Origin of the sequence: Ruegeria sp. Alg231-54 (genome assembly GCF_900143525.1) — a bacterium.
Taxonomy (GTDB): Bacteria; Pseudomonadota; Alphaproteobacteria; order Rhodobacterales; family Rhodobacteraceae; genus Ruegeria.
Window position 1 is genome coordinate 146,901 of the sequence record NZ_FREZ01000003.1, and the last position, 12,225, is coordinate 159,125.

The window sequence follows — 12,225 nt, forward strand, 5'->3', positions numbered from 1 at the left end:
ATGCCAGGCTTCCTGAAAGAATTCTTTAACCGAAACGGCATCGGCATGGGCGCCGCAATATTGGGTCTTGTCCTATTCTGGACTATTGGCCTGATCATTCTGCCCCAGCTGTCGATGCTGGATTTTTCCTTCCGTCCGAACCTGCCACCGCCCGAGATTGGCGGGCCCAAGGACGTCTATACGCTGGAGAACTACAAGTACCTGATCTATGGCCCTGAAGGTGGTAGTCAGTCCTATAATGCAGTCGACCTGAGGGTCTTTTTCCGCACACTGCTGGCCGCAGTCTGTGTGACGGTCTTCAACCTGATCCTCTGCTATCCGATTGCCTATTATCTGGGCCAGTCCAAGGGCAACCACATTCGCATCTTCGCGATCATGCTGATCATCCCTTACTGGATCAACGAGATTTTGCGTGCATTTGCCTTGCGGATTATCTTTGGTGAGACCGGTGTTTTGAATACCCTGTTCGTGGGGCTGGGCATCTGGGATACACCGTTTGACTTTATTCGCAATGACATCGCGCTCTATGCCGGTCTGGGCTATGCCTACATCCTGCTGATGATCTTCCCGATGTACAACGTGATCGAAAGTCTGGACAAAAACCAGATCGAGGCCGCGCGCGATCTTGGTGCGCCATGGTGGCGGATTCACTGGCGTGTGGTCATTCCTTACGCCAAACCGGGCATCAGCTCGGGCTGTACCATGGTGTTCATGCTAAGCGCTGGTGCGCTGGCCGCGCCGCAAATCCTGGGCGGACCGTCCAGCCTGTGGTTTACGCAGCTGATTTACCAGCAGTTCAATGACAACAATGACTGGCCGCAGGGTGCCGCCTACGCCATCGTTCTTTTGGTGACCTGTATTCTGTTCGTGCTGGCGATGATGCGCCTGTTCAAGGTGAACATGGGGGATATCGGGAAATGAATAATTCCTTCCTTCGTGTAAGCATCTGGGTCTATCTGGTCATTTTCTTCCTATACCTGCTGGGTCCGTTGGTGATCATGTCGGTCACGGCCTTCAATTCGTCGGCTTTCCCACGGATGACACCGTGGGAGTGTCTGACCTTCCAGTGGTTCGGCGAGCTGTTTCAGGATCAACGCATTCTGAACGGCATCAAGAACTCGCTGATCATTGGCGCCGGAACGGTAGTTCTGTCGGTGGCGATGGGTCTGGCCGGGGCGCTGATGCTGACGCAGATCTGGCCTAAGTTGCGGGCGACCTACTATACGATCATCATCGCTCCGATCCTGATCCCAGGTGTTGTTCTGGGCATCTCGACTTTGGTGTTCTGGGATCGGATCAACCGGATGCTGGGACTGGGTGCAGATAGCTTCCTGTCCAACGGTATCTTTCTGACGGTAATCGGCCAATCCACCTTTATTGCAAGCTATTGCATGCTGGTTCTGGTGGCGCGCCTGCAGCGTTACGATGTGGCATTGACCGAAGCGGCGCTGGACCTTGGTGCAACGCATGCTCAGGCTTTCCGCAAGATCCTGTTGCCCTTCATGCGTCCTGCGATTGCGTCGGCGGCGGTTCTGGCGTTCCTCGCTTCGTTCGAGAACTACAACACCACCACTTTCACCTTTGGTGAATACCCGACGCTGACGATCGAACTGGCGCAAAAGGTCCGGTATGGTATCACGCCCGCCATTTCGGCTCTGGCCTTCATCATCGTGGCGCTGACAGTGTTCTTTGCCTTGTTGAACGAAGCCAAGCTGAAGCGTCAGGAGCTGGTGGCCGCAGCCCGCAAGAGCGCCACAGTTGAGGAGTTGGCCGGCAAGGTTAAGCTGCCCAGCTTATTTGCTGGCAACATGGCGGCTGTCCTACTGGTTGTGTTTGCGGTTGCGACGATCACTGTCGTTGGCACCGCAACGGCCTACAATCCCGGCCAATGCATCGCCAATGTGAAAGAGCAGAAACGCCTGGAAGCGGAACAACGCATTCAAGAGCTGCGCAAGCAGCGCGAAGAACAGCGTAAGAAGCGCGAGGCAGAAGAAGCCGAACAAGGTGGTGCGCAGCAATCCACACCGAAACCATCCAACAACAGTGGTTTTGGCAATGTCTTCGCTCCGAATACTCTGGGTGGGGACGCCGAGGAGGAGAGTTCAGATACTGAAACTCCGCCTTCAAACAACGGTGGCTTCGGGGGCGTGTTCGATCCCAACAGCCTGCAGACTGACCAGTAGGTTCCGAAGTTAAATCCTAAACGTGCGCCCGGAGACGTTATCCCTCTTCGGGCGCATCTTTCTGCGTGACAGCAACGTCACAGGCGTCGACGACGTCACCGTTCCATGCGACCGGTTGCGCATTGTAATTTATTAGGAAAACATGCGTGGCCGTCTCGCGACGGCGCAGCCCTTTGGGCATCGGATATAGGGTAACCTCGGTTTTGCGCGCGGCCATTTCAACGACCCGGTCCCACAATATGTCATCCGGGAAACCTGAAAGATACCAAAGGCGATTTTCACCCAAAAGCGCAGGGGTGCCATCTGCAAATGTCAGCAAATTGGGGGCAGCCCCCGAAACCCTGTCGATCCAATGTTGCGCTGCGCCGCCGCCATCGACGCCACGGCGGATGTTGGGCGGCAGGGTCTCGACCAGATCGACGTCGCATTTCAGACCGTTCAGGCCGGGTCGCGCCCGCGGAATCTGGAAGTCATGTGTGATCGCCCCGCTGCGTGGACCCATGATGAGCAGATCACAGGTCTCCGCCAATTGACGCTCCAAATTATCGCTCACGGTGGCAATCCCCGGAGCAAGGATGAACTTGTAGCAAACACGCGGAAGGTTGGTTGAGGACACGAAGTCCACAGACAAGCCCGCCCGCCGCAAGGCGCGATACGCCGAGAAGACCAGACGGAAATAGTCAAATCCCGCGCCCTGAGGCTGTGTCGACCAAGCCCAATCCGAGGCGTAGTCGAACAGGATGGCAACCTGGGCCTGTGTCTGCACAACGTTGCCGATCTCTGACAATGCGTCCGAAGTCTGCTTTGCCTCGGTCAGAGTTGGGGCAGGTCGGTTGTTGGGTGTCAGCAGCCCCGCATGCATTTGCTCTTGCGCAAACGGGACCTGCCGCCAGCGGAAATAGCTGACGACCTCTGCCCCGTGCGCCACTGCCTCAAGCGACCACAGCTTAACCATTCCGGGTAGTGGCGCCGGATTGTATGGTGCCCAATTCACCGGACCGGGTTGCTGCTCCATCACCCACCAACGCCCACGCCCGACCGCGCGATACAGGTCATGATGAAAAGCCTGCATGTCCGGATCGCCCTGCTGAAGAAAGGCAGTTTTGTGGGCTTCATCCGCCTCAAGCCGGTCAGAGAGGAAGCCAATTGGATAGCTGTCCCATGTGGCGATATCCAAATCTTCGCCAACCTTGAAATGGTCGAAATCCAGCACTCGGCCCATATAGTTGTGCAACAAAGGCGCATCGGTCAAAGCGCGCAGCACATCCACCTGGGCCTTGTTATACGCAACGACCTGATCCGAGCTAAAGCGGCGGAACGCCAGAACATGTGCCGGGTTGGGTTCGGTCACTGTCAAATTGGGCAGATCAATCTGGTCGAAATCGCGATACTCCATCGCCCAGAATATGTTGCCCCATGCCTCGTTTAGCGCTTCAATGCTGCCGTATTGATCCTTTAGCCAAAGCTGAAAGGCATGCAGAGCGGCGGGGCCGTAACTGACGGTCGTATCGTGACAGCCATATTCATTGTCGATTTGCCAGGCCGCAATATGCGGGTTTCGTCCATAGCGTTCACCCATGATCCGGGCAATGCGGACGGATTCTTGGACATAACCCGGATGGCTAAAACAATAATGCCTACGTGAGCCGAATTTTCGTGTATTCCCCAGAACATCCACTGCCAGCATGTCTGGGTGTTTCTCAAGCATCCAACGCGGAGGTGTCGCAGTGGGCGTCCCCAGTACAACCTTGAGCCCAGCCGCCCCAAGCGTTTCGATTGCACGGTCCAGCCAATCCAACTGCAGATCGCCTGGAGCCGGCTCCATTCGGCTCCAGGCAAACTCACCGATCCGGACCCAGCTTATGCCAGTTTCAACCATACGGGCCACGTCTTCGGCCCAAATGGCCTCGGGCCAATGTTCCGGGTAATAGCAAACACCAAGTTCTGGTTTCATAGAAGGACTCTGTGTTCTGCTTGGCCTGTGCCAGCGTCCAATGCACCAAAGGTCATACCATTGGTTGCTTGTGTTTCAACAGTGTCTGCGTCCAACCCCTGACGGGCAGTGGTGCAAAACAACGTTGTCAGATCGTCGCCGCCAAAGGCGGGACAAGATGTATGTGCAGCTTGAAACGAGACGGCATGCCGAAACTGCCCATTTGGATCATAGCAAGCGACACGGTTTGCCCCCCATTGGGCGATCCAGATATTGCCTTCTGCGTCGACCACAGCGCCATCGGGAAAAAGGTCATCAGCGCGCAAGTCGAGAAACACCGTGCTATTGCCTTCGGGCCACCCGGTCTCAGGCTCCAGCGAGCAGCGCCTAACCTGTTGTGTGACTGTATCGGTGTAATAGACGCGGGACTTGTCTGGGGCAAAACAGATCGCGTTCGAGATTGTGACCTCGGGCACAAGCAGGCGTAGTTCGCCCTGCCAGTACCGATAGATCGCGCCCGCCTCTTGTTCGGCGTTTTTTCCCATCGTCCCGATCCAGAACCCGCCCCAAGGGTCTGCGCGTCCGTCATTGGAGCGGGTGACCGGGTTGTCCGCGTCAAGCGAGACGATCAGGTCTTTTTGACCACTGTCCAAACTAAACCGCCACAGACCGGTTTCCGAGGCCATCATTATCGTATCCCGGTCCACCCAACCTGCCGCTGAGACATGTTCCGAAAACTGCCAGCTGTGTTGCTCGCCCCCTGTCTGCGTCATCAATCGTTTGTTGATGATGTCGAACCAGAACAGTTGCTTGCGTTCAGGATGCCACAGGGGTCCTTCGCCAAGCTCACAAGGGCGATCATCAAAAACAAAGCTCATCCAGCAGCCTCGTCATAGGCAGCGACGATCCGCTTGGCCTGACCGGCAATTTCCGCTACCGACATCCCCGGTTTGAACAGGGCCGATCCGATGCCGAACCCGTCTGCCCCAGCCTTGATCCATTCGGCGAAGTTCTCAGGTCCAGCGCCACCAACGGCATAGACCAAAGTACCCGATGGCAATACAGGTCGCAGTGCGGCCAAACCACTTGGTCCGGCGGTGACACCCGGGAACAATTTCAATCCCGTCGCGCCAGCCTTAAGCGCAGCAAACGCTTCGGTCGGGGTATAGACGCCCGGCCAGCTTTGCATGTTAAGCGCGACAGAACGCACAATGACCTCGGCGTCATAATTCGGGGAAACGATCAGCTTTCCGCCAACTTCCGAAACGGCCTTTACCTGCTCGGGGGTCAGAACCGTGCCAGCGCCGATCAATGCTTGATCGCCGAATGAGCTGGCCAACGATTCAATGCTGTTTAGCGGGTCAGGCGAATTCAACGGCACCTCGATCTTGTCGATACCGGCTTCGATCAGGGCATTGCCCACATTGACGGCTTCTGCCGGTTGCAAGCCACGCAAAATGGCGATGATGGGGCGGCTCATGCGGTTTGCCTCGTTAGTTTGCGGGCCTGTGCCAGACCAGCCAATGTGCATTGAGTTGCGTTTGCTGTGTCCACGAAAGCGCCCTGTAGTTGCAGCGCATGTGCGTAGATTTGGGACATCCCTTCAGCACCGATGATTGCCAGCTGCTGCCCCAACCAGTAGGGGCGTGTTGCGCCCAGTTCAGCCCCGATCAAAAGCCCGGATAACTTGGCTCGTGCTGTTCCCTTGTCCTGATCGTGCAACAAATCCGCCGCTCGCAGTCCGAACAGGCGCGCAGCCAATTGTTCGGGTTTGGACAACGCGTCTGCCGTAGCTTCTGCGAAGGCGTCGGCGTCCCAGCCGTCACCGACCGAATGCTTGAGTACTGATTGCTCGGAGAGCAGTTCAAACATCTCACCCGTCATGAACGTTCGAAAGCTCACGACTTCTCCCGCGCTGATCTGAACCCATTTTGAATGCGTCCCGGGCAGGCAGATAACCCCGTCCCAGTTCGGGCGGGTTGCCAGAAAGCCAGATATTTGAGTTTCCTCACCGCGCATAACGTCCGGCGGTGCGTTCTGTTTGAGACCAGGCACCACGAATGCGCGTATCCGGGCAACGGTACCGGGTACCCGTATAGGCGCATCCGGCAGCGGCGCTGACGGGACGGCCGAGTAGGGTGCTTCGACCCAACCTTGCCGCGCACCGACCATGCCGCAAGCCACAACATCGACTGGTTCAGCGCCCAACCAATCTGCGATCAGGTCAAGCAAGGCAGATTCAAACGCATCTCTGTTCAGACGAGCCATGCCGCGGTCAGACTGCCTTTGCGCCAGTACGGTGTCGCCCTGCATGGCCCAGGCCCGTAGTTGGGATGTTCCCCAGTCGACGGCTATCCACTCTGCATTCATGGCATTACCCCGTTACTACAACGCCGCCATCGACGGCCATGCACTGTCCGGTCATCGCGCGGCTGGCATCCGAGGCCAGGAACAATGTCGGTGCGATCATGTCTTCGGGCGTCAGGTGTTCTTTCAGGCACTGGCGCTCCAAATGCGCTGCCAGGTCATCCGGCGTAGCCCACATATCAAGTTGCTTTTGCGTCAAAACCCATCCGGGAGCCAGCGCATTGATACGAATTTTTTGCGGCCCCAATTCGCGTGCCAAAGATCGCGTCATCCCGGTAATCCCGGCATTTGACGTCGTATAAATAGGGTACCCTGCATTCCCCATCATGTAGCTGATCGAGCTGAAGTTGACGATTGAACCGCCTTTGCCAGCCATTTGGCGTGCGGCTTCCTGACAGGCGAAGTAATAGGCTTTGAGGTTCACCTCAATCATCCAGTCCCAGAACTCGGCGGTGGTTTCCTCAAGCGAGTGACGCTTGTCGTTAGCGGCGTTGTTGACCAACACATCCAAAGGACCATGTGCCTCGGCAGCCTTTTGCATAGTGGCGTGCAGCAGTTCGGTATCCGTCATGTCGCCCTGCATGAACAGTGGCGCGCGACCATGTTTGTCGCGCATCTCCTCAACGAATGCGCTGGCGTCCGAGCGGCCGATAAAGGCAACGTTTGCGCCTTGGGCCAAAAAACCGTCCGTCAGGGCGGCCCCTACGCCAGAGCCGCCGCCGGTAATATAGACCGAGGCGCCGTTTAAATCGTGAAAAGTGGCTGGATGGTCCATCAATGGCTCTCTCTGGTCACAAGGCGGGTGTCTTTGCCGACGAGGAAGTCTAGGTCCGCGCCCTGATCGGCTTGCAGCACGTGGTCGACATAAAGTTTCGCATAACCGCGCGTGTAGTGCGGATCATCCGGTTGCCACGCGGCGCGGCGGGTTTCCAGCTCCTCATCGGCGACAAGCAGCTCCAATTCCCCTTTGCTGGCAGAAACCCGGATACGGTCCCCGGTTTTGACGAGTGCCAGCGTGCCGCCTGCCTGTGCCTCGGGGCTGACATGCAGGATGACGGTGCCATAGGCGGTGCCGGACATGCGGGCGTCGGATATGCGGATCATGTCGCGGACGCCTTCCTTCACCAGTTTGGCCGGGATCGGCATGTTGCCGACCTCGGGCATGCCGGGATAGCCCTTTGGGCCGCAGCCCTTCAGGACCAGAATGGTTTCAGACGTTACTGGCAGATCATCCCGGTCAATATTGGCTTTCAAGTCCTCGATGCTTTCAAAAACGTAGGCTTCGGCTTCTGTTTCCAGCAGTGCATCCGTCGCGGCCGAGGGTTTCACAATGGCCCCGTTGGGCGCGAGGTTCCCGCGCAGCACGCGCAATCCCGCGGCGGGTTTCACCGGATCGTCGAAGGGGCGGATGACGTCGGGGTTAAAGCACTCAGCCCCTTCGAAATGGGCCGAGATATCTTTGTTCAGAACGGTTTTTGCGGGGCGCAGGAAGGGTTTCAACTCGTTCAGAACCACGGGCACACCGCCCGCGTAGCAGAAATCCTCCATCAGGTATTTCCCTGAGGGCATGCAGTTCACCAGCAGCGGGATTTCCGACCCGATTTCAAAGTCTTTCAGCGTCAGGTCTATGCCCACGCGGCCTGCCAGCGCGAGTAAATGCACCACTGCATTGGTCGAGCCGCCAACGGCTGCATTGGCCAGAATGGCATTTTCGAACGCTTCCTTGGTCAGGATGTCCGACGGTTTAAGATCTTCGTCCACCATCTCGACAATCCGTTTACCCGTCAGGTGTGCCAGCGCCATACGGCGGGCATCAACGGCGGGCAGGGCGGCGTTGGTGGGCAGGGACATACCCATCGCTTCGACCAAAGACGCCATGGTGGACGCCGTACCCATGGTCATGCAAACACCTGCGCTGCGTGACATGCCGGATTCGGCGTTCATGAAATCCTTGAGGGTCATTTCGCCGGCACGAACGGCCTCGGAAAACTTCCAGACATCTGTTCCGGATCCAATGTCCTTGCCTTGGTACTTCCCATTCAGCATCGGGCCAGAGCTGACTACGATCGAGGGCAGATCGACCGACGCGGCACCCATCAGCTGCCCCGGCGTAGTCTTGTCACAACCGCCGAGCAGCACCACGCCGTCGATGCCATAGGCGCGGATGGATTCCTCGACATCCATCGCCAGCAGGTTGCGGAACAGCATGGCAGTTGGCTTCATTTGGGTTTCGCCCAGTGACATCACCGGGAACTCGACCGGAAACCCTCCGGCCTCCCACACGCCGCGTTTGACACCTTCTGCCAGATCACGCAGGCCCGAGTTGCACGGCGTGAGTTCCGACCAGGTGTTGCAGATACCGATGATCGGGCGACCATCGAACGCGTGATCGGGAAAACCCTGGTTTTTCATCCACGACCGGTGGATGAAGCCGTCTTTGTCGAGCTTTCCGTACCAATGCTGCGAGCGGCGTTTTGTCATTTCTGGCGTTTCTTTTTTGGCTGCGGTTGCAATTGAGTATTTGTGAAAAGATGAAGATCAGGCAGCGCGGGCCGGGCGGCACCAGTCCGGCAGCCAGTCGGCATGAGCGGTCAGCAGGTCGGTCACAAGGCTGCGGATCTGACGCAAGTCCAGTTCGGCGGCGGTATGCGGGTCCATCATGGCTGCGTGATATATGTGTTCGGGGTTCTGCTCAACCAATGCCCGCACAGTCAGTTCCTGCACGTTGATCTGGCTGCGCATCAGCGCGATCAGCTGGGGCGAAATATCTGTTACGACCGAAGGTTGGACACCGTTAGTGTCTACAAGGCAAGGTGTTTCGACAGCCGCGCCAAGGGGGAGTTGAGGGATCTGTCCAGTATTGGGCAGGTTCCCATACGCCACGTAGGGCGTATCAGTCACGATCGCATTCATTAGGTCGGCGGCGAACTCATGGCTTCGGATCACTTCAATATCACGCCCGTCGGTCAGGGTCTTGGCCTGTTCTTTCCAACTGGCGATCTGTTCTTTGCAGCGGGTTGGGTATTCATCCAGCGGGATGCCGAACTGCTTAATCAGGTCCTGGCGGCCTTCTTTGATGAACCATGGAACGTATTCCGCCAAGTGTTCTGAACTTTCCGTGCAGAAATAGCCCAGATGTTCCATCACCTCATACCGCACCTTGTTGGCGCAACGTGGCATCAAAAGCGGTGGTTTGGGGATTTTCCCACTGGTGTATCCCTGCCGCAAGGCCGGATAGAGGTCGCGCCCTTCGTGTTCCAGCCTCAGGAAAAAGGCCACGTGGTTCACGCCTGCCACCTTGTAGCGAAACTCGTCTTTGGGCAGGTCCAGATCGTGAGCCAATTCTTCGACGGTGTTTTGTACCGAATGGCACAGTCCAACATGTTTCAAGGCCGGGAAACGTTCTGCCAGCGCCCATGTGTTGATCGCCATTGGGTTCACGTATTGCAGCAGCGTTGCGTTTGGGCAGAGCTGCATCATGTCTTGTACAACATCCCACAACACAGGAACCGTGCGCAGGCCGCGCATAATACCGCCGACGCCTAGGGTGTCGGCGATAGTCTGGCGCAGGCCGTATTGTTTGGGGATTTCAAAATCCGTCACCGTGCAGGGTTTGTAGCCGCCGACCTGGAAGGCGGTGATGACGAAATCGGCGCCCTCAAGCGCTGCGCGCCGGTCAGTGTGGGTAGAGACGGATGCCCCCGTTCCGACAGAGCGGATCATTGCCTGGGCGACGGCCTCGCTTTCGGCAAGGCGCACGGGATCGATGTCCATCAGCGCAAAATGGCTGTCGGCCAGTGCAGGGGTCAGCAGGGCGTCGCCCACGGTATTCTGCATGAAGATCGTGGAACCCGCCCCGATAAAGGTGATCTTGGTCATGAGGCAAACCTTTGGTTTGACGTTATTTTACGGCACCGAGGGTCAGGCCCGCGATGAAGTGTTTCTGCATGAGGAAGAACATGGCCACCGGCGGCAGAGCCGCGACGATAGAGCCGGCACTCATTAATTGATAGGCCGCCCGAAATTGGGCGTTAAAACTGGTTATTCCTGCTGTCACGGGTTGGCTTTCCGCACCCTGGGTCAGGACAACAGCCCAGAAGTAGTCGTTCCAGATGAAGGTAAAAATCAATACACTGAGGGCCGCGATCGCCGGTTTCATCAGCGGCAGGACCACGTACCAAAAAATGCGCCATTCACTGATGCCTTCAACGCGAGCCGCCTCGATCAGTTCGAAGGGCAGGGCGCGGATAAAGTTGCGCATGAACAACGTGCAAAAGCCCGTTTGGAAAGCAATGTGGAACAAGACGAGGCCGGTTTTGGTGTTGTAGAGACCCAGTTCTAGAGTCAGATCTCGCACCGGAACCATTAGGATCTGAAATGGTACGAAATTGCCGGCAACAAACATGAAAAAGATCCAGATGTTTGAGCGGAATTTATAGATCCCCAGTGCAAACCCGGTCATGCAACTAAGCGCAACGGCACCGATCACTGTTGGAATGGTGATCATGAACGAGTTCAGCAAATAGCGTGGCATGTCCGAGTTGAAGAATACCTGCCCATAGTTGTAGGCACCCTCAAAGCTGGACGGCATCCCCCAGTAGTTCGCGTTGGTAAAGTCGGCTGCCGGCTTGACCGAGAACAGCGCTACCGCCAGCAGGGGGCCGAGCCACAGCAGCAGTGCCAGGGGCAGCATCGCCTGGTAGGTGATCTGAGCCCCGCGGGGTTGTTTTTCGATGGGTTTGGGAAACATCTTAATGCCCCCTTTCTTCGCGGTACATCGACCACAGGAAATAGGCGATGAAGCACAGCATGATCAGGAACAGGATCACCGCGATGGCGGCGCCATATCCCATGCGGAAGCCGTATTCTGACAGCGCGACTTCGAACATGTAATAGGCAAGCACACGGGACGAACCGAACGGGCCACCCTGGGTCATGATCGAGATCAGATCGAAAGACCGAAGCGCGCCAATGATGGTGACAACGAAAGCAATGAAGGTGGCGGGGCGTAGTTGGGGCAGGATGATGTGCCACAGCATCCGCCCTCCTTTTGCACCGTCCAGACGTCCGGCCTCGATCTGTTCAGGATCCACAGCGTTCAGGCCTGTGAGATACAAGATCATGCAATAGGCCGTTTGCGGCCAGAGACCGGCAAAGATGATGCCGTAGGTGACGAAACGCTCATCCCCCAGAACATTCAGCGGGCCGAAGCCGAAAAAGCCCAGGAATTCGTTCAACAGGCCGAAAGTAGGGTCATAGAACCACGTGAAAACGAGTCCAACCACGACCTGAGAGATTACAAAGGGGAAGAAGAACAGCGACTTATAGAGCCGAATGCCCCAGACGGTTTGATTCAGGAACAGAGCGATGAACAGGCCCGCGGGGATTGCCAACAGATACATGATCAACCAGATCAGGTTGTTCTTCAGCGATATGTAAAACGCGTCGCGATCGGCCAATTCCCAATACAGGTCTTCGTAGTTGCGAAAACCTACATATTCCGCAGCGCCAAGCCCATCCCATTCGTACAAGGACAAGTTGAACGATTGGAACACTGGAATGATCACATAGACCATGAAGAACAGCAGACCCGGGGCCAAAAATAGCCAGGGCGCTATGCGCTGTTGATTTCTGTGGAACCAGCTTTCTTGTTCAGGGACATCGACGGCTGACATGCGCTCACTCGGTTTTGGATCAAAGGAGTAAGCCGGGTATGCACCCGCCTTACGCACGAAGTGGTAC

At 56.8% G+C, this 12,225-nt stretch carries 11 protein-coding genes; 2 read left to right on the top strand and 9 right to left on the bottom strand.

What is annotated here, in order from left to right:
- Both DHN12_RS07545 and DHN12_RS07550 read left to right on the top strand, forming a co-directional pair.
- Positions 1–921: an ABC transporter permease gene (locus tag DHN12_RS07545; protein WP_108859642.1), complete on the top strand. Its 921-nt coding sequence runs from the start codon at positions 1–3 to the stop codon at positions 919–921.
- Positions 918–2,183, top strand: a complete 1,266-nt coding sequence (locus DHN12_RS07550) for an ABC transporter permease (RefSeq protein WP_108859643.1) — start codon at positions 918–920, stop codon at positions 2,181–2,183. The genes DHN12_RS07545 and DHN12_RS07550 overlap by 4 nt, the downstream gene beginning before the upstream one ends.
- A gap of 37 nt (positions 2,184–2,220) precedes the next feature.
- Here the strand turns inward: DHN12_RS07550 and DHN12_RS07555 are convergent, their stop codons facing one another.
- From DHN12_RS07555 to DHN12_RS07595, 9 genes are read right to left on the bottom strand one after another with little or no spacing between them, the layout of a single operon-like run.
- Positions 2,221–4,137: a beta-galactosidase gene (locus DHN12_RS07555; RefSeq protein WP_108859644.1), complete on the bottom strand. Its 1,917-nt coding sequence runs from the start codon at positions 4,135–4,137 to the stop codon at positions 2,221–2,223.
- Entirely contained in the window at positions 4,134–4,994 is an 861-nt protein-coding gene (locus DHN12_RS07560; RefSeq protein ID WP_108859645.1) for an SMP-30/gluconolactonase/LRE family protein, read from the bottom strand. Before DHN12_RS07560 ends, DHN12_RS07555 begins: the two co-directional genes overlap by 4 nt.
- Positions 4,991–5,596 (bottom strand): 2-dehydro-3-deoxy-6-phosphogalactonate aldolase, encoded by a 606-nt coding sequence (locus DHN12_RS07565; RefSeq protein ID WP_108859646.1) that lies wholly within the window; start codon positions 5,594–5,596, stop codon positions 4,991–4,993. The genes DHN12_RS07560 and DHN12_RS07565 overlap by 4 nt, the downstream gene beginning before the upstream one ends.
- The gene (locus tag DHN12_RS07570; RefSeq protein WP_108859647.1) at positions 5,593–6,486 is read right to left on the bottom strand and encodes a 2-dehydro-3-deoxygalactonokinase; all 894 of its coding nucleotides are present in this window, start codon (positions 6,484–6,486) and stop codon (positions 5,593–5,595) included. Before DHN12_RS07570 ends, DHN12_RS07565 begins: the two co-directional genes overlap by 4 nt.
- A 4-nt stretch (positions 6,487–6,490) precedes the next feature.
- Positions 6,491–7,258 (bottom strand): SDR family NAD(P)-dependent oxidoreductase, encoded by a 768-nt coding sequence (locus DHN12_RS07575; protein WP_108859648.1) that lies wholly within the window; start codon positions 7,256–7,258, stop codon positions 6,491–6,493.
- A complete protein-coding gene (locus tag DHN12_RS07580) occupies positions 7,258–8,964 on the bottom strand; it encodes an IlvD/Edd family dehydratase (RefSeq protein ID WP_108859649.1) in 1,707 nt (568 codons plus the stop codon). Before DHN12_RS07580 ends, DHN12_RS07575 begins: the two co-directional genes overlap by 1 nt.
- A gap of 57 nt (positions 8,965–9,021) precedes the next feature.
- Positions 9,022–10,362, bottom strand: coding sequence for an alpha-glucosidase/alpha-galactosidase (locus DHN12_RS07585; protein WP_108859650.1), 1,341 nt, complete (start codon positions 10,360–10,362; stop codon positions 9,022–9,024).
- Positions 10,363–10,384: 22 nt separating this feature from the next.
- The gene (locus tag DHN12_RS07590; RefSeq protein WP_058271994.1) at positions 10,385–11,233 is read right to left on the bottom strand and encodes a carbohydrate ABC transporter permease; all 849 of its coding nucleotides are present in this window, start codon (positions 11,231–11,233) and stop codon (positions 10,385–10,387) included.
- A 1-nt stretch (position 11,234) separates the two neighbouring features.
- A complete protein-coding gene (locus tag DHN12_RS07595) occupies positions 11,235–12,158 on the bottom strand; it encodes a carbohydrate ABC transporter permease (RefSeq protein ID WP_058271993.1) in 924 nt (307 codons plus the stop codon).
- Positions 12,159–12,225: the final 67 nt, after the last annotated feature.

Bases quoted from the DNA above. Each gene is read 5' to 3' on its own strand.
- DHN12_RS07595 (WP_058271993.1), bottom strand. From the start codon at position 12,158: ATGTCAGCCGTCGATGTCCCTGAACAAGAAAGCTGGTTCCACAGAAAT.
- DHN12_RS07545 (WP_108859642.1), top strand. From the start codon at position 1: ATGCCAGGCTTCCTGAAAGAATTCTTTAACCGAAACGGCATCGGCATG.
- DHN12_RS07550 (WP_108859643.1), top strand. From the start codon at position 918: ATGAATAATTCCTTCCTTCGTGTAAGCATCTGGGTCTATCTGGTCATT.
- DHN12_RS07585 (WP_108859650.1), bottom strand. From the start codon at position 10,362: ATGACCAAGATCACCTTTATCGGGGCGGGTTCCACGATCTTCATGCAG.
- DHN12_RS07565 (WP_108859646.1), bottom strand. From the start codon at position 5,596: ATGAGCCGCCCCATCATCGCCATTTTGCGTGGCTTGCAACCGGCAGAA.
- DHN12_RS07570 (WP_108859647.1), bottom strand. From the start codon at position 6,486: ATGAATGCAGAGTGGATAGCCGTCGACTGGGGAACATCCCAACTACGG.
- DHN12_RS07555 (WP_108859644.1), bottom strand. From the start codon at position 4,137: ATGAAACCAGAACTTGGTGTTTGCTATTACCCGGAACATTGGCCCGAG.
- DHN12_RS07575 (WP_108859648.1), bottom strand. From the start codon at position 7,258: ATGGACCATCCAGCCACTTTTCACGATTTAAACGGCGCCTCGGTCTAT.
- DHN12_RS07560 (WP_108859645.1), bottom strand. From the start codon at position 4,994: ATGAGCTTTGTTTTTGATGATCGCCCTTGTGAGCTTGGCGAAGGACCC.
- DHN12_RS07580 (WP_108859649.1), bottom strand. From the start codon at position 8,964: ATGACAAAACGCCGCTCGCAGCATTGGTACGGAAAGCTCGACAAAGAC.
- DHN12_RS07590 (WP_058271994.1), bottom strand. From the start codon at position 11,233: ATGTTTCCCAAACCCATCGAAAAACAACCCCGCGGGGCTCAGATCACC.